We start from the raw sequence: 16,361 nt of genomic DNA on the forward strand, positions 1-16,361 counted from the left end.
TCCACAGCCTGAGGTCAACTGACATGCGAGCATCACGAGTCATCTCCGCCGTCGACTCCCACACCGAGGGGATGCCGACCAGGGTCGTCACGGGCGGTGTCGGGGTGATTCCCGGCACCACCATGAACGAGAAGCGCCTCTACGTGCAGGAGCACCGCGACGACCTGCGCACGTTCCTCATGCGCGAGCCGCGCGGGCACTCCGCGATGAGCGGGAGCATCCTGCAGCCGCCGACGCGGCCCGACGCCGACTTCGGGGTCCTCTACATCGAGGTCTCCGGTCTGCTCCCGATGTGCGGGCACGGCACGATCGGGACGGCGACGGTGCTGGTCGAGACGGGGATGGTCGAGGTGCAGGAGCCCGAGACGGTGATCCGGCTCGATACGCCAGCCGGTCTCGTGATCGCTCGTGTGGAAGTGAGCGAAGGACGCGCTGTTAGCGTTACCATCGAGAATGTGCCCAGCTTCTGCGAACGCCTCGACGCCGTCGTCCCGGTGCCGGAACTCGGCATCGACGCGCTCCGCTACTCGCTGGCCTTCGGCGGGAACTACTACGCCATGGTCGACCTCGACGACGTCGACCTGCCGTTCGATCGCGCCCGCAAGGACGACATCCTGCACGCGGGCCTCGCCATCATGGACGCGATCAACGCCCACGACGCGCCCCGGCATCCGACTATCGAGGGCGTCGACCACGTGCACCACGTCGAGTTCATCGCGCCGGGCTCCGACGCAGCCCACTCGCGGCACGCCATGGCGATCTACCCCGGCTGGTTCGACCGCTCGCCGTGCGGCACCGGCACGTCCGCGCGCATGGCGGAGTTGCACGCCAGGGGCGAGCTGCCGCTGCACACCGACTTCGTCAACGAGTCGTTCATCGGCACGAGCTTCACGGGCCGACTCATCGACGAGGTGCAGGTCGGCGACCGGGCTGCCGTGATCCCCACCATCACGGGGCGCGCGTGGATCACCGGCATGGGCCAGTACCTGCTCGACCCGACAGACCCGTTCCCCGCAGGTTTCGAATTCTAGATTGGACTCATCGATGAGCACTCCCACCCCGCACACGACAGACGCCGAGCTCGAGCAGATCCTCGCGGCGGCCGCGCTCGCCGCCCCGGTCTGGGCGGCGACGCCACCGAGCGAACGAGCGTCGGCGCTCATCGCGGTCGCGGACGCCCTCGATCAGGCGGCGGGGGAGCTCATCCCCATCGGCATGCGGGAGACGGGCCTCGCGCAGGCGAGGCTCACGGGCGAGCTGAAGCGCACCACTGTGCAGATCCGCCTCTTCGCGGACGTCATCCGTGATGGCGCCTACCTCGACGTGCGCCTCGACGAAGCGGACCCCGACTTCGTGCTCGGCCCACGGCCCGACGTGCGCCGGATGCTCGTGCCCGTCGGCGTCGCCGTGAACTTCTCCGCCTCCAACTTCCCCTTCGCCTTCTCGGTGGCGGGCGGCGACTCGGCCGCGGCGCTCGCGGCGGGCTGCGCGCTCATCGTCAAGGGCCACTCCGGCCACCCGGAGCTCTCGGTCGCGACGGCACGCGTCGTCGAGGCCGCGCTGCGCGCAGCCGGAGCTCCTGACGGGGTCTTCGCGCTTGTGCTCGGCCAGCAGGCCGGCGTCACCGTGCTCGAGGACGACCGCGTCGACGTCGGAACCTTCACGGGGTCGATCCGCGTGGGCCGCCTGCTCGCCGACAAGGCCGCGGCCCGCCCCCGGCCCATCCAGTTCTACGGGGAGCTCGGCAGCGTCAACCCGGTCTTCGTGACCGCTGCCGCGCTCGCCGAGCGCGGTGAGGAGATCGCGGCAGGCTACGCCGCGTCCGTCGCCGGTTCCGCTGGCCAGCTGTGCACGAAGCCCGGCTTCCTCTGGGTGCCCGCGACTGATGCCGCCGGCGAGCTCGAGCTGCGCGTCTCGCAGGCCGCTGAGCAGGCCGCCGAGCACCGCCTCCTGAACCCGAGCATCGGCCGGGCCTACCTCCAGCGCCGCGCCGACGTGCTCGCGGCCGACGGCGCGCGCGTCGTCGCCGAGGGCACCGTGCGCAGCGACGACGACGGCAACGTGTGGGCGACGCCGACGATCGTGGCCGTGCCCGCGAGCAAGCTCTCGGCGGGCGACGAGACGCTGCTCGACGAGGTCTTCGGTCCGTTCTCCGTCATCGTCGAGTACGACGACGAGGCCTCGCTCGCGCCCAGCCTCGACGAGCTGTACGTCGGCAACCTCACTGGCACGGTGCACGCCGCCGAGGGCGAGCAGTCGACGGCACTGTCATCGCTCGTCGCGGGGCTTGCCCGGAAGACGGGACGCGTCCTCTTCGGCGGGTGGCCCACCGGCGTCGCCGTGACGCCCGCCATGCAGCACGGCGGTCCCTACCCGGCGACCTCGAACGACACATCGACCTCGGTCGGCACCGCCTCCATCTCCCGCTTCCTGCGTGGCGTCGCCTACCAGGGCGCGCCACAGGAGGCGCTCCCCGAGCCCCTCCAGGACGCCAACCCGTGGGGCGTGCCGCAGCAGCGCGCGGCAGCCGGACAGTCGGTCAGCTGGGGCTCGCAGGGCTGAGCTTCTCCGTGAGTCGCCCGCGGAGCGTGGAGGCGAACGACTGGGCTCCCTCGGCGGGGAGGCGGCCGCGCCGTCGCAGCTCAGGGACGACGTGCTCGACGAAGTCCTCGAACGAGCGGGGCAGGATGGCCGGGGTCACGACGAAACCGTCGGCGGCCCCGGCATCGTGCCACTCGCAGAGCTCCTCCGCGATCTCGGCCCCGCTCCCGGTGGGCGACGGCGTGAGCTGGTCGAACGACTGACGCAGCGCGAGCTCGCGCACGGTGAGGGCCTCGCGAGCGCACACGGCGGCAAGCATGTCCTCGAAGCCGTCGCTGCCGGTCGCCCCGCGGTGCTGGGCGAGGAAGGCCCCAGCGGATTCGTCCAGGTGCATCGCCTCCGGATTCGCGTGCATGAGCCGCGCGAGCGAGCGCACCGCGGACTCCTCATCGATGCGCGCGAGCAGTGACGCCTTCGTACGCTCTGCATCGATGTTCGTCGATCCTGCGATCGGCTGGATGGCGGCGCAGACACGAAGCTCGTCGGGGTCGCGCCCCGCGAGGCGCGCACGCTCGCGCAACTCGGCGCGGACGGCGCGGTTCCCTTCAAGCCCGTCGGAGGCGACGAAGACGAGCTCAGCCCACTTCGCCGCGAACTCCATGCCGCGTTGGGAAGCTCCCGCCTGCATGAGCACCGGGTGCCCCTGCGGGCTGCGCGGCAGGCTGAGCGGGCCGGGAGCCGCAGCATGTTCACGCGGGGCCGGAGTTCGGGAGACGAGCCTCGGCTCGGCGAACACTCCGCCATGTGCATCGTGCACCAGGGCGTCGGCGTCCCAGCTGCGCATGAGCTGGAGCACCTGGGTGACAACCCGATCGGCGCGGTCGTAGCGCTGCGCCTTCGGCGGGATGCGCTCGAGTCCCATGTTGCGCGCCTCCGCGTCGGTCGTGGAGGTCACTATGTTCCAGGCCACTCGGCCCTCGGAGAGGTGGTCGAGGCTCGCGAGGGTGCGGGCGATGGCGTACGGGGGCAGGAAGGAGGTCGACACCGTGGCGCCGAGGCCGATGCTGCTCGTCGCACCGGCAACGGCGCTGAGCACGGTGATGGGGTCAAGCGTCACGGCGCCCTTGCCGCCGCTCGCGAGCGTCGTCGCGACGTCGCCGAGCGCGTCCTCCGGCACCGCGAGGGCGTCCGGCAGGAACATCATGTCGAACCCGCCGCGTTCCAGCAGACGCGCGATGCGCACGTACGAGCTCGCGCACAGCCAGTGCCTACTCGAGTCCGGGTGCCGCCACGCCGCCGCGTAGCGCTGGGTCGGCGGGTTCACCATGCCGACGAGTGCGAGTTGACGGGGTTCAGGCAAGGGACAGTCCCGTTCCTGCGGCAACGCCGGCCGCCGCCGTGAGTGCGAATGCGGCGAGCACGATTCCGGCGAGCGCGGCATCGCGCGCATCCAGGGGCACGGGGCGCCAGACCGTGCGGGGCCCAGCTCCGAGCCCCCTCGACTCGAGGGCCTGCGCGATGCGCTCGCCCGAGCGGATCGAGACGACGAGGAGCGAGAAGGACGCCGAGCCGAATCCGGCCAGGCCCGTGCGCGGCATGCCATCCCTCCCGAGCGGCGCCCGCACGGCCTGCGCCGCACGGATGCTCTGCCACTCGCTCGGCAGCAGCTGCAGGAGGCGGAACCCGGCAAGGAGGGCGTAGGCGAAACGCGGGCTGAGCCTCGCGTGCTGCGTGAGGCTCGTCATGAGGTTGCGCGGCGGGGTGCTCGCGATGAAGGAGATCGACAGCATGCCGATGACGGTGGTGCGCAGGGCGAGTGCGACGCCGATGGCGAGTCCCTCGCTGGTCACGCGCACGGGCAGATCGGGGAAGACCTCCGTGCCTGGCCGGCTGAGCGCGTTGACGGTGATGAGCCCCAGGCCGAAGGCGGCGAAGGGCAGGGACGCCGCGAGCAGCTTCGTGGGGGTCAGCCTCGTCGTCGTCAGCGCGGCCACGATCGCCAGCGCCGTCAGCACACTGAGCGTCAGCGGGTTGAGCACGAAGAGCGTCGCGAGTGAGCAGACGAACAGCACCGCGAGCTTGACGGTCGGGTTGCGCCGCTCCAGATAGGGGGTCACGCCGCCACCCGCAGTCCTGCATCGTCGAGCTCGCGCAGGATGCCCCTGGACCGGTCGTCCGAGAAGCCCTCATCGAGGAGCCAGGCGAGCAGTGGTGTGCGCTCGAGGCCCGCCGCTTCCAGCAGCTCGGGGTCGCGCAGCAGCTCGAACGGCGTCGTGTCGGCGAGGAGCTCGCCGTCGCCGAGCACCAGCACGCGGTGGGCATGGGCGCAGACGGCCCGCAGCTCGTGGCTCGAGAGCAGCACGCCGCATCCGGACGCCGCCGTGCGCTCGAGCTCGCGCATGGCCGTGATGCTCGCGCGCCGGTCGAGGCCGTATCCCGGCTCGTCGGCGAGGAGGAACGGCCGGTCGTGCGCGAGCATGGCCGCGATGCTGAGCCGCCGCTGCTGCCCGCCGGAGAGCCGGAAGGGGTTGTGGTCGAGGGAGCTCGCGAGATCGAAGCGTTCGACGAGTTTTGCGACGCGCTCCGCGTCGCCGGGCCCGAGCCCGTGCTCCATCTCCCGCCGGAGCGTCGACTGCGCGAACTGGTGCTCGGGGTTCTGGAAGATGAGACCGGGGCGCGGGCCGTGGATGGTCCCGCCACCCGGCCGGGCCAGGCCGGCCATCGTGCGCAGCAGGCTCGACTTCCCGCATCCGTTGCGACCGAGGAGCGCCACGACCTCGCCCGCTCGAAGCTCGAAGCTCACGCCGCGGAGCACGGCGCCGGGCCCAGTTGAGGCTGCAGCAGCAGTGCGCTTCCGCCGCTTCCGCCTCGGCGCCCCTCCTGCGACGACGTCGAGCGACTCCACCTGCAAGGACGGACCGCGGGCCTCGCTCAGTCCTGGGGGCGGGCTGGTTCGGGACGGTGCGCCTTCACCGAGCGCGGCGACGGCTCCGGCCACGGCCCTGTTCGCGAGACCACCGCTCAGCCCCGTCGTGGCGGCGAGTTCCGCTTCGAGCGGCAGCCAGCATCCGGCCGCCTGCAGTTCGACCGCGTTGTCGAGCAGGACCTGCGCGGTCGATCCATCGTGGGCGATGATGCCGCCTCGGCCCACGACGATCGTGCGGCCGGGCAGGCCGGCGATGCCGCGCGCCCCCGCGTACTCGTCAAGCCGGTGCTCCACGAGCACGACCGTCGACGCGCGCGCGGACGCGGCGTCGATGGCTCGGCGGACGGATGCGATGCCCTCCGGGTCGAGCATGGACGTGGGCTCGTCGAGCACGAGCACGCGCGGCTGGGTGACGATGGCCGCGGCGAGGGCCACCCGCTGCGTCTCCCCGCCGGAGAGCGTCGCGGAGCGTCGGTCGATCAGCGTCGACGCCCCGACGGTGTCGAGGGCCCCCGCCACGGCAGGACCGATCGACGGGGCGGGCCACGCGTGGTTCTCGAGCGGGAAGGCGACTTCGTCGGCCACGTCGGGGAGGCACACCGACGAGGCCGGGTTCTGCGCCACGACGGACAGGTTCCGTGAGATCGTCGGCACGTCATGCTCCTGCGTGTCCACGCCGCAGACGCGCATGGTCCCGTTCACCTGCGCTGGCACGGCGTGGGGGATGACCCCGCTCAGTGCCTGCAGCAGCGTCGACTTCCCGGAGCCGGACGGCCCGATGACGAGGACGTGCTCGCCCGGCTGGACCCGCAGGTCCACCGGCCCCAGCCCGTCGCCCGAGGAGTGGATCACCTCGAAGCCGTGCGCCTCGATGTCGAACTCCGGGCTCTCCGAGGGCGCCGTGTCAGGCCGCACGGCGCACGGCCACGGGTTTCGTGTCCTGCACGATCGCGAAGTTGTCGAGCACGCCCGTGCGCACGAGTGAGTCGACGATGAGCTTCGCGAGGAGGCCGCCGAGGATGATGCCGGACGCGAGCTGGATGCCGAATCGCAGGAACAGGATCTCCTGCCCGTACCAGCCGGAGCGGAACGCCGAGTAGAAGAACACGAGGCCAGCACCGAGCGCGCCGGAGATGGCGTACCGCAGCCAGCCGTACTTCTTGTACCTGCCGATCGCGAAGGGCAGCTCGCTGCCGACGCCCTGGATCGCGGCCGCGACGAACAGCAGAGGGCCGACCGCCGATCCGAGGAAGACGACCTCGATGACCGAGGCGAGCACCTCGGCGATGACGCCGACGAACGGCCGCCGGATGATGGCGATCGCGATGGGCGCGACCAGCAGCCAGCCGCCGAACAGGAAGTGCTGGGCGAGGTCACCCGCCGGCCCCATGGCGATCGAGAGCGCCGTCCAGGCCTGCACCAGCGCCCAGTAGAGGAATCCGAAGACCGTGCCGAGCACGACCATGAGCACGATGTCGCGCAGCTTGAGGCTCATGCCCGCGCTCCCGCTGATGCGCCTGCCGCGTGGCTCGGGCTGTTGAGTGAGATCGTGAGGTGGCTCGTGACGTGCTGCACGTGCGCGCCGACCCCGGCCCAGGCCACGACGACGGTCTCGAGGACGCGGCCGAGGTCCCCGCTGAGCTTCGTGACGAAGTGCTCGGATGCAACGAACGTGCCGCTCGCCTTGGCCGTCTCGATGGCGGCGTAGATCTCCCGCATGTGGTCGGGCGTCCGCGCATCCGCCCCCGCGTCCTCGAGCGGGTAGAGCGCCCATTCGGCGCTCGCGAAGCTCCCCGTGTGCCGCCCGCGCGGGGCGTCCACTCGCCGCGGCCCCGCGCCGCCTGGCAGCTCGCACACCGCCTCGCCGGGGCAGCCGCGAGAGAGCAGCACCTGGACGGAGGCGTGCAGTCCGGTCGCGGCGACGTGCTGCGTGAGGTCGGTGAGCCACCGCAGCAGCGCCTGCTCGTCGCCCCCGGCGTACGTGCTGACGTCGCCCGTCTCGAGGATCAGCCTCGAGGAGTCGGCCGCGTCGACCGCGTCGAGGATCACCTCGACGTAGCGGTCGGACATGACCGAGAGCGTGACTCTCGCCCCCACCCCGAATGCGAGTGGGTCTCGAGTGATGGATTCCATGTGCGTGCCTTCCGTCGGAGCGTGACGGCACGGGTGAGTCGACTCCCTTCGCTGGCATTACCCAGATCAGGTTCAACGGTCGGAGTTCGAGTACTCCCTCTCAGCCCGACTCATCGGGCTCCCGTGCACGGCCACACTGTAGCCCCGACGGTGCGCGCTGCTAGCTCGAGGCGCTCGTGAAGACGACGTGATTGCCCTCGGGGTCGAGCACCTGGAGGATCTGGAAGTGAGTGGCGTCTTCGATCCCGCCGTGCTCGATCTTCGCGGCGTCGAGCCGCGCGGCCACGCTCTCAAGGTCGTCGTCGTTGAACACCACGGTGGATTTTCCAGAGCGACTCGAGTCGGCCCACAGCTGGAGGCCGGCCTCGCTTGTGAAGTGCCACTCCAGGAGGCCGGGCATCGGATTCTCGTCGGGACCCCGCCCGAAGAGCCTCCCGTAATATTCCGTAGCCAGAGCCAGGTCCGACACGGTGATCTGCGCGAGCACTCCGTTGATAGCCATGCGTCCCAGCATGCGCGAGAAGGGTGCGAGGACCCTCAACGAACATGTCCCCGCGTTTCGACGCGTAACGGGCCGCGACGGGCGCCGTGGACCGAACTCGGGGCGCGGCCTAGCGTCGCACCATGACGAACCCCAACCGAATCCACCTCGGCGTCGCACTCGATGGCGCCGGCATCCACCCGGCGGCCTGGCGGGAGCCGAGCGCCCGCCCAGACGAGCTCTTCACGCCCGAGTACTGGGTGGGGCTCGTGCAGCTCGCCGAGCGGGGCCTCCTCGACTTCGTCACCATCGAGGACTCGCTCGCGCTCCAGAGCAGCGAGTTCCTCCGCCAGGACAACCGGACCGACGAGGTCAGGGGTCGCCTGGACGCGCTCCTCATCGCCGCCCGCGTCTCGCCCGTCACGGAGCGCATCGGCCTCATCCCGACCGTCACGACGACGCACACGGAGCCCTTCCACGTCTCGAAGGCCGTCGCAACCCTCGACTACACGAGCCTGGGCCGTGCGGGCTGGCAGGCCCGAGTCTCGCCCGGTGCGGAGCACGCGCACTTCGGACGTCGGGATGCGCCGCTCGTCGGCGAGCTCTTCGCGGAGGCCAACGACTTCGTCGAGGTCGTGCGCAGGCTCTGGGACAGCTGGGAGGACGACGCCGAGATCCGCGACGCCTCCACCGACCGGTTCCTCGACGCGGCCAAAGTGCACCGCATCGAGTTCGAGGGCAAGTGGTTCAGCGTGCGCGGACCGTCGATCACACCCCGGCCCCCGCAGGGGCAGCCGGTTGTCGCCGCGCTCGGTCACGCCGAGGTGCCGTACGAGTTCGCGGCAGCCAGCGCCGACCTGCTCTTCGTGACGCCGACCGACGTCGCCTCGGCGGTGCGCATCCTGAGCGAGGTGCGGGCCGCAGAGAAGAAGGTCGAGCGGGACGGCGAGCTGTCGGTGTTCGTCGACCTCGCCGTGTTCCTCGACGAGCCGGAGGAGACGGGGTCCGCCCGCCTCAACCGCCTCAACGCGAAGGGGCGCGCGCTCGGAGAGCCTCCGGCGGTCTTCGCGGGCTCGGCCGAGGAGCTCATCGAGCACTTCGAGACGCTCGCTGGCCTCGGCTACGACGGCTTCCGCCTGCACCCCGGCGTCGTGACCGACGACCTGCCGCGCATCGTCGCGGACGTCGTCCCGCTCCTGCAGCGCAAGGGCCTCTTCCGGGAGCGCTACGAGGAGCGCTCCCTGCGCGGCCTCCTCGGCCTCGAGACCACCGTGCCCAACCGCTACGCCGCCGTCTAGACCCGAACCCGATCAGGAGATCACCATGACGAAGAAGCAGATCATCCTCGCGGCCTACGTCGGCGGGGTCAACGAGCACACGCTCTGGGAGCACCCGGAGGCGGGCAGCCAGATCGAGTTCTCCACGTTCAAGCACGTGGCGCAGAAGGCCGAGGCCGGGAAGTTCGACTACTTCTTCCTCGCCGAGGGCCTCGCGCTGCGCTCGCGGCTCGGCGAGATCTTCGACCACGACATCTCGGGGCGGCCGGACACCATCCCGGTCCTCGCCGCCATCGCCGCCGTGACCGAGCACATCGGCCTCGTCGGGACCATCAACGCCACCTTCAACGAGCCGTACGAGCTCGCTCGCCAGTTCGCGAGCCTCGACCACCTCTCCGGTGGACGTGCCGGCTGGAACGTCGTGACGTCGTTCGACGCGTTCACGGGCGCGAACTTCCGCCGCGGGGGCTTCCTGCCGCACGCGGAGCGCTACGAGCGGGCCGAGCAGACCGTCAGCACCGTCCGGGAGCTGTGGGACTCCTGGTCGGCGGATGCGATCGTCGCGGACAAGGAGACCGGGCAGTTCCTCGACTCCGCCGACGAGGGGCGGTTCGACGTGGGAACGAGCCAGTTCGACATCAGCGGGCGCTTCACGGTTCCCCGCAGCCCGCAGGGGAGGCCGATCATCGTGCAGGCTGGCATCTCTCCGCAGGGCAGGGACTTCGCGGCTGCCAACGCCGACGTCATCTTCTCCCCGTACTCGCGCCTCGAGGAGGCACGCGACTTCTACGCCGACATCAAGGCTCGAGTCGAGGGCTTCGGCCGCAACCGTGACGACCTGAAGATCCTGCCGCAGTCGAGCTTCGTGCTCGGCGACACCCACCAGGAGGCGCAGGAGAAGGCTCGCTGGGTGACGGAGCAGCAGCTCAGCCCGCGCACCATTCAGGTCCGTCTCGAGCAGGTCTGGAACCGTGACTTCTCGGACATCGACTTCGATGGTCCCCTGCCCGACTTCGATCCGGATGGGGAGAGCGCGCCCATCATCGAGGGCCGCGCCTTCACCTACGGCGACCGGCTCGCCACGGTCCGCAGGTGGCGCGAGAAGGCGCAGGAGAACGGATGGAGCATCCGCGAGTTCGCCCGCAACGAGCTCGGCGGCGTGCGGTTCGTCGGCACCGCCGCCCAAGTGGCCGAGGAGATCGACGAGTTCGTGCAGAACGACGGCTCGGACGGGCTGGTCATCGGCTCGCACCTCACGCCTGGCGGCATCGACGACTTCGTCGACCACGTGGTGCCGATCCTGCAGGAGCGCGGCTCCCTGCGTGAGGAGTACGCGGGAACGACCCTGCGCGACAACCTCGGCATCCCCGTGCCGGAGCGGGGGACGCGGGCCCCGAGCGCGTTCGCGGTCTGACCCAGAAGAATCCCCAGCAACGAAGAGGTGGCCGCCGGAGATGAACTCCGGCGGCCACCTCTCCGCGCGCCGTGCCGTGCCGTGCCGTGCCGTGAGTGGCTGGGCTCACGCGTCCGGGTAGGTCTCCCGCAGCACGCGCCCCAGGTAGGCCGCGATGGCCCCTGGGCCCGAGCCGGCGGCCACGCGCTCCACATCGGCGTTGTAGTTGGTGTTCGTGTTGATGTCGTAGACCACCTGTCGGCCGTCCTCGGTCTCGATGAACTCGATGCCGGCGATCTCGAGGCCGATGTCCTTCGTGAACGCCACAAGGCGTTCGACGAGGTCGTCGTGGCCGCCCTGGCGTAGCGAGAAGATCGACGTGCCTGGTTCGGGCGCCAGCTCGGCGCCCGGGGGAACGACCGGCCGGCCCGTGTCCGGGTCGATCGCGCACGCATCCGCTGGGCAGAGCTGGAAGCCGCCGTGGATGGTGTCGGCCGCGATCGAGTAGATGTGCTCGCCGCCGACGATCTCGACGCGGGTGATGAATCCGCCGGCGGGACGCAGGTACTCCTGCAGGAGCGTGATGCCGTCGAGCGGCTCCTCGAACTCGGGGGAGTCGAGGTAGGCCTCGAAGTCGGCGAAGTGGTCGAAGCGGCGGACGCCGAGGCCCTTGCCGCCCTGGTTGTGCTTCGTGATGAACGGGGTCGGGAAGTCGCGCGCCGCATCCCGCAGCCCCTGCTTGCCGATGACGGCGAGGGTGCGCGGGGTGTCGATGCCGGCCCGGCGCAGCAGCGTCAGCTGGTCGACCTTGCTCACCTCGAGCTCGATGGCGCGGCGGCCGTTGACGGTTTGCCTGCCCGCGGCCTCCACCCAGTTGAGCACGGAGCGCGCGTAGTCCTTCGACAGCGCGTGATCCCTGGTGTGCGACGAGGCGCTGATGCGCGACCAGAAGATGCCCTCCGGTGGGAGCGCGTCGAGGTCGAGGACGCCTTCGACGAGGCGCCATTCGACGACGGGAACGCCGGCGGCCTCGAAGGCGGCCTGGAACGGCGGCCACCACTCGGGGTTCTCGTGCAGCGCGTAGACGACGGGTGTTGCTGCGACGGGCTGCGAGGAAATGGACTGGGAGGAGATGGAATGGGAGGAGACCGGTGTGCTCAAGAGAAGAATCCTTCGACGTCGAGTGCGCCGCCCGCAGCGTCGAAGTCGGCGCGGGCCGCGGCACGGAGGTTGGGGTCGGCCAGGAAGTCGGCGGCGACGAGCGCGAGGCCGGCGCTTGCGTCCGCGATGGCGGTGCTCGCGGCGTCGCTCGTCGCGTATTCGGCGAACTCGCGCGTGTGGAGGCTGACGTCCGGTGGGCTGATCGCGATGACCGGGTGGATGCCGGGCACGCGCACGCTCACGTTGCCGAAGTCGGTGGATGCGGCGAGGTGCGAGGGCACGGACGCCTTGGTGAGCACGCGACGGCCCCTGGCCTCCTGGTGCACGGCCCACCGTTCGGAGAGTGGCGTGTTGTAGCGCAGCGGCATCGTGAACGGCAGCGGGTCCCACTCGACCTCGACCCCTGTGCCGGTGGCCAGGGCGATGCCGTTGGCGATGTCCTCGAGGCGCAGGCTCAGTTCCTTGAGCGTCTCGGCGGCGTTCGAGCGCACGTAGTACTCGAGTTCCGCGAACTCGGGGACCACGTTGGGGCGCTGTCCGCCGTTGACGATGACGCCGTGGATGCGGTCGCCCGGGTACAGGTGCTGCCGCAGGAGGCCAGTGGCCTGGTAGTTCAGGTTGGCGGCATCGAGCGCGTTGCGTCCCTGGAACGGGGACGCGGAGGCGTGGGCGGGCACCCCGTAGTAGCGGACGCGCAGGATGCGCCGCCCGATGAAGGGCTGGTCGGTGACGTCGTAGCCGAAGGGGTGGATCATGATGGCGGCGTCGACGCCGTCGAACGCGCCCGCGCGGGCCATGATCTCCTTGCCGTTTCCGCCTTCCTCGGCGGGTGTCCCGTAGAGCACGATCCGGCCCGCCGGGAGCGCACGGGTTCGGCTCGCCTCGACAAGAGAGAGGAACGCGCCCACGGCGGAGGCGGCGATGATGTTGTGCCCGCAGCCGTGGCCCACTCCGGGGAGGGCGTCGTACTCGGCGAGGATCGCGACGGTCGGCGCATCGTGTGCCGCTTCGCCGACGACCAGCTCGGCGACCAGTGCCGTGTCGAGCCCGAAGGCACCCACCTGAGCCGTGACGCCGTGCTCGGCGAGCAGCTCGGCGATATCGGCGACGCTCTGCGTCTCCTCGAATCCCTCCTCCGCGTACTCGAAGATGCGGTGGGAGAGCTCCACCAGCTCGGGCTGCAGCGACTCGGAGGCGGAGCGGATCGCGGAGGTGTCGTCACCGGATGCGCCGTCGTGGGCTGAGGTGATGCGCGGGGCGGCGGCGGCGGCGATGGCGGTCTCAGCAGCGACGAGGTCCAGGTAGGTGCTGCTCGGCGTCGTGGGGGACGCTCCGACGCTGATGCCGCGGGTGGCCCCGGATCCTTGGGGTGCGCTGCTCGGGCCTGCTGCTTCGCTCACGTGGTGTGCTCCTTGCCGCCGGGGCCCCGATCGGGCCGTCTGCATCCATCGTGCCTCGATTCTTCGGGGCGTGCCTGACCGTGTCTTGGTTGCCGTCGTGGGCCGTAACGTGGAGCTCGATTACAGTGTCAGCGTGATGTTCATCGTCGGTGCCGTGCTGCTCGGGCTCAGCCTCGCGCTCACGACCTGGGCGCACTTCCTGATCGGCAGGGCGGGCGCCGGCCGTAAGCTCCCGATCTTCAAGGACCCGCCCGGCGCTCCGAAGCTCGCGAGCTGGCTGCGCATGGGCGGGGCACTGCTGGCCGTCGTCGCCGCGGGCCAGCTCTGGCACGTCATCGGGCTCGCCGCGCTGCTGCCTGTCGCGCTCGTGCTGTTCGTGCCTGGACTCATCGCGCACTCCCGACACGAACGCACGCTTCATTCGTAACGGCCGAGCTGCCGGCCCGCTCGAGGCCTCGACGATGGGTGAGGCACCGCCTCACCAGGCGTTGATGATCGTCGTCAACGGCCCGGTGGTCAACCGGTTCAGGATGCGCGAGCCGAGTCGCGTGCGCTGACTCGGCCCTCGACGCCGACGGCTATAGGCGGCGAGCCCGGTGTCGAGGTCGCGCGCTGAGGTGAGCTCGGCGCCGAGAGCCGCCGCGTCGATGAGCGACTCACAGGCCCCGCGCCCCAGGTTCGGCGCCATGGCGTGTGCCGCGTCGCCGACGAGCGCCACACCCGGGCGGACGTAGCTGCTGAGTCGTGGCACGTCGAACAGGGGCCTGGCGTCGATGGACTGCTCCGTGACCTGAGCGAGCACCTCCCTGACAGCGGGGTGCCAATCTCCGTAGAGGCCACGCAGCGTCTTGGCATGGCCCCACGGCTGCGGACTCGGCGGCAGCTGGACAGTTTTGGCGCAGGCGAACCAGTTCGTGTGGCCGGGGGAGTGCGGGGTGATGCCGAAGATGCGGCCCCGGCCCCACGTCTCGGAGATCTCGGTCGCCTCACCGGGCACGACCCCACGGGGTGCGGTCGTCCCAAGCGCTCGCGGGCTGGCGTCACGCCAGTGTCGGGCACGCACGATGCTGTTGATGCCGTCCGCGCCGACGATCAGCGCTTCGCGGCCGGCGTTCTCGGCGTTCTCGGCGGCGTCTGCGGTGTCACCCCACATGATGGCGTCCGGGCCGAGACGGGTCTCCACCTCGTCCGACAGCGCACGAAGCAGGGTCGACCTCGGGACGATGCGCGCCTCGCGTCCGGTGCCGAGCCGCGCGAGCATCCGCCCGTCCGCACGACGGATGCTCCCGCCCGCGTGCGCCTCGGTCTCGTCTCGTATCCGGGCCCCAACCCCGATCGCATCGAGTGCGGCCATGGCGTCAGGCCACATCCCGAGACTGGTTCCGCTGCTCGGAAGGCCAGTGGCGCGCTCGCGGACGGTCACCTCGAAGCCAGCGTCGTGCAGCGCGAGCGCTGATGCGAGCCCAGCGATGCCGCCGCCGATGATCGTCGCGCGCCTGTCCATACGCGCAGGCTACTACAGGCGTAGTGACAGCACTACGTCTATAGTTCGAGGGTGCCCTCGACACGTGATCGCTCGCTCTCCGCCGCCCTCCAGCTGCTCGCTTCAGGCGGCATGCGCGCGCTCACGCACGCTCGCGTCGACGCTGAGGCTGGGCTGCCGCGCGGGTCGACCTCGAACCACTTCCGAACGAGGCAGGCGCTCATCGAGGGGGTCATCGAGCGCCTGGTGAGGAGCGACTACGCGGAGTGGCTCCTCACGTACGAGTGGGGGGAGCCGAGCGTCGAGCGCTTCTGCGCCGCCATCGAAGCGGCAGTCGATTCCATGACCGGCACCGGGCGCGAGCAGACGCTCGCCCGCTACGCGCTGGTCCTTGAGGGCACCCACAATCCGTCAGTGGCCGCGGCCATCCAGGAGGGGCGCGATCGGTTGCGCAGCTGGGCCGTCAGTGCGGTCGCCGGCCTCGGTGTGAGCGGCCCTGAGGCGCGTGCCTTCGCCCTCTTCGCGTTCATCGACGGGGTTGTCCTGCAGCGGCTCTCCGCGCCTTCGGAGGGGCAGTCGACCGAGGGGCCGTCGAACGAGGGTGAGCCGGACGAGGGTGAGCCGGGCGAGGGTGAGCCGCGCGAGGGCCGGGTGGGTGATGCTGTCGACGTGGGTCTCACGGTGCGACGGATGCTCGCCGAGGGGTAGGTGTCCCCGTCTGCTGCGCGCGGGTGGACATCACCGGGCTGGTACCGTCAACCGGCTGGCTGCAGCTCTGCCGCCCAGGCTGATGTTGCGACGGCGATCTGCTCGCGCCCCTCCTCGTCAGGGATGGTCGCCGTCCCGTCGCCGGACTGCGGGCCGTAGTTGCCGAACATGGCGTGGTTTGCGCCGTCGACTTCGAGGGTCTCGGCGTCCGCGGGGAGCAGGCCGCGTGCATCGGCTGCCTTCTGCGGGGTCGTGAGTCCGTCGGCGCTTCCCGTGATGCTGAGGACGTCGAGCGAGGTGTCGGCCGTGAGGTCGTTGGCACAGTAGCTGCCGAAGAGGAGGAGGCCGGCCACGTCGGGTGAATCGGCGAGCTGGCAGGCGCGGACGCCGCCGAGGGAGTGCCCGCCGACGGCCCAGGTCGTGACGTCTGGCGCGGCGGTCGAGTAGTCGTCGATGGTGCGGGTGTCGAAGAAGGCGAGGTTGAGGAGGGGCTGCGGGATGACGACGGTCATGTGCTCCTCGGTGACGAGGCTGGAGAGCTTGGCGGCGTAGGCCGCTGGCTCGACCTTCGCTCCGGGGATGAAGACGAGCCCGGTTGTGCTCGCGGTTTCGGTCGGGCTGAGCACCAGCGACCCGTCGACGTCCGCGATGGTGATCGCCGGGTCGTCGGTGACGGACGCGAGCGGTTCGGGTTCGGCGGCCATGACGCCGACGTTCGCCCAGATGAGGAACGCGGCGATTGCGGCGACGAAGACGCCGGCGATGATGGAGAAGCTCCAGATGAGCGTGCGCCGGAGCCGGCTCCGTTTGGGTCGACGCGGCTGCTGGTTCGGGGGAGTTGCTGGCACCTTGCGAGGG

At 70.7% G+C, this 16,361-nt stretch carries 16 protein-coding genes and 1 riboswitch; of the genes, 6 read left to right on the plus strand and 10 right to left on the minus strand.

The genetic code is table 11. The features are described 5' to 3' along the window. Positions 1 to 23 precede the first annotated feature (23 nt). Together ACQFZP_RS16280 and ACQFZP_RS16285 are read left to right on the plus strand one after the other, a co-directional pair. Entirely contained in the window at positions 24 to 1,031 is a 1,008-nt protein-coding gene (locus ACQFZP_RS16280) for a proline racemase family protein (RefSeq protein WP_211892063.1), read from the plus strand. A gap of 13 nt (positions 1,032 to 1,044) precedes the next feature. Further along, positions 1,045 to 2,562, plus strand: a complete 1,518-nt coding sequence (locus ACQFZP_RS16285; RefSeq protein ID WP_211892064.1) for an aldehyde dehydrogenase (NADP(+)) — start codon at positions 1,045 to 1,047, stop codon at positions 2,560 to 2,562. On the opposite strand, the gene ACQFZP_RS16290 is transcribed toward ACQFZP_RS16285, so the two are convergent. The 6 genes from ACQFZP_RS16290 to ACQFZP_RS16315 form a co-directional block, all read right to left on the minus strand. Continuing rightward, positions 2,540 to 3,901 carry an NtaA/DmoA family FMN-dependent monooxygenase gene (locus tag ACQFZP_RS16290; RefSeq protein WP_249312604.1) on the minus strand — a complete coding sequence of 454 codons (1,362 nt, stop codon included), beginning with the start codon at positions 3,899 to 3,901 and terminating at the stop codon, positions 2,540 to 2,542. The genes ACQFZP_RS16285 and ACQFZP_RS16290 overlap by 23 nt on opposite strands. Beyond that, positions 3,894 to 4,658, minus strand: coding sequence for an energy-coupling factor transporter transmembrane component T family protein (locus tag ACQFZP_RS16295; protein WP_211892066.1), 765 nt, complete (start codon positions 4,656 to 4,658; stop codon positions 3,894 to 3,896). Before ACQFZP_RS16295 ends, ACQFZP_RS16290 begins: the two co-directional genes overlap by 8 nt. Next, positions 4,655 to 6,382, minus strand: a complete 1,728-nt coding sequence (locus ACQFZP_RS16300; RefSeq protein ID WP_211892067.1) for an ABC transporter ATP-binding protein — start codon at positions 6,380 to 6,382, stop codon at positions 4,655 to 4,657. Before ACQFZP_RS16300 ends, ACQFZP_RS16295 begins: the two co-directional genes overlap by 4 nt. Beyond that, positions 6,372 to 6,962, minus strand: coding sequence for an ECF transporter S component (locus ACQFZP_RS16305; protein WP_211892068.1), 591 nt, complete (start codon positions 6,960 to 6,962; stop codon positions 6,372 to 6,374). The genes ACQFZP_RS16300 and ACQFZP_RS16305 overlap by 11 nt, the downstream gene beginning before the upstream one ends. Further along, the gene (locus tag ACQFZP_RS16310) at positions 6,959 to 7,600 is read right to left on the minus strand and encodes a YkoF family thiamine/hydroxymethylpyrimidine-binding protein (RefSeq protein ID WP_211892069.1); all 642 of its coding nucleotides are present in this window, start codon (positions 7,598 to 7,600) and stop codon (positions 6,959 to 6,961) included. Before ACQFZP_RS16310 ends, ACQFZP_RS16305 begins: the two co-directional genes overlap by 4 nt. A gap of 27 nt (positions 7,601 to 7,627) precedes the next feature. Next, a riboswitch (TPP riboswitch) is annotated at positions 7,628 to 7,735 on the minus strand. Between the two features lie 25 nt (positions 7,736 to 7,760). After that, entirely contained in the window at positions 7,761 to 8,102 is a 342-nt protein-coding gene (locus tag ACQFZP_RS16315; RefSeq protein ID WP_211892070.1) for a VOC family protein, read from the minus strand. A 122-nt stretch (positions 8,103 to 8,224) separates the two neighbouring features. Here ACQFZP_RS16315 and ACQFZP_RS16320 point away from each other — a divergent pair, with 122 nt between their 5' ends. Together ACQFZP_RS16320 and ACQFZP_RS16325 are read left to right on the plus strand one after the other, a co-directional pair. Then, positions 8,225 to 9,379, plus strand: a complete 1,155-nt coding sequence (locus ACQFZP_RS16320; protein WP_211892071.1) for an LLM class flavin-dependent oxidoreductase — start codon at positions 8,225 to 8,227, stop codon at positions 9,377 to 9,379. A 25-nt stretch (positions 9,380 to 9,404) separates the two neighbouring features. Continuing rightward, the gene (locus ACQFZP_RS16325) at positions 9,405 to 10,772 is read left to right on the plus strand and encodes an NtaA/DmoA family FMN-dependent monooxygenase (protein WP_211892072.1); all 1,368 of its coding nucleotides are present in this window, start codon (positions 9,405 to 9,407) and stop codon (positions 10,770 to 10,772) included. A gap of 105 nt (positions 10,773 to 10,877) precedes the next feature. Here the strand turns inward: ACQFZP_RS16325 and ACQFZP_RS16330 are convergent, their stop codons facing one another. Beyond that, the gene (locus ACQFZP_RS16330) at positions 10,878 to 11,912 is read right to left on the minus strand and encodes an ATP-grasp domain-containing protein (RefSeq protein WP_249312605.1); all 1,035 of its coding nucleotides are present in this window, start codon (positions 11,910 to 11,912) and stop codon (positions 10,878 to 10,880) included. Next, the gene (locus ACQFZP_RS16335) at positions 11,909 to 13,312 is read right to left on the minus strand and encodes a M20 family metallopeptidase (protein WP_307852940.1); all 1,404 of its coding nucleotides are present in this window, start codon (positions 13,310 to 13,312) and stop codon (positions 11,909 to 11,911) included. Before ACQFZP_RS16335 ends, ACQFZP_RS16330 begins: the two co-directional genes overlap by 4 nt. A gap of 133 nt (positions 13,313 to 13,445) precedes the next feature. On the opposite strand from ACQFZP_RS16335, the gene ACQFZP_RS16340 reads away from it, so the two are divergent. Beyond that, on the plus strand, positions 13,446 to 13,739 hold the full coding sequence (locus ACQFZP_RS16340) for a hypothetical protein (protein WP_211892074.1): 294 nt from the start codon (positions 13,446 to 13,448) through the stop codon (positions 13,737 to 13,739). A 51-nt stretch (positions 13,740 to 13,790) separates the two neighbouring features. Here the strand turns inward: ACQFZP_RS16340 and ACQFZP_RS16345 are convergent, their stop codons facing one another. Beyond that, positions 13,791 to 14,816, minus strand: coding sequence for an FAD-dependent oxidoreductase (locus ACQFZP_RS16345; protein ID WP_211892075.1), 1,026 nt, complete (start codon positions 14,814 to 14,816; stop codon positions 13,791 to 13,793). 51 nt (positions 14,817 to 14,867) lie between these two features. On the opposite strand from ACQFZP_RS16345, the gene ACQFZP_RS16350 reads away from it, so the two are divergent. Next, complete coding sequence (locus ACQFZP_RS16350; protein WP_211892076.1) at positions 14,868 to 15,503, plus strand: TetR/AcrR family transcriptional regulator; 636 nt, start codon at positions 14,868 to 14,870, stop codon at positions 15,501 to 15,503. A gap of 47 nt (positions 15,504 to 15,550) precedes the next feature. Here the strand turns inward: ACQFZP_RS16350 and ACQFZP_RS16355 are convergent, their stop codons facing one another. Further along, positions 15,551 to 16,351: an alpha/beta hydrolase gene (locus ACQFZP_RS16355; protein ID WP_211892077.1), complete on the minus strand. Its 801-nt coding sequence runs from the start codon at positions 16,349 to 16,351 to the stop codon at positions 15,551 to 15,553. Positions 16,352 to 16,361: the final 10 nt, after the last annotated feature.

It is taken from the genome of Pseudoclavibacter sp. Marseille-Q434 (assembly GCF_050315415.1).
Taxonomy (GTDB): Bacteria; Actinomycetota; Actinomycetes; order Actinomycetales; family Microbacteriaceae; genus Pseudoclavibacter.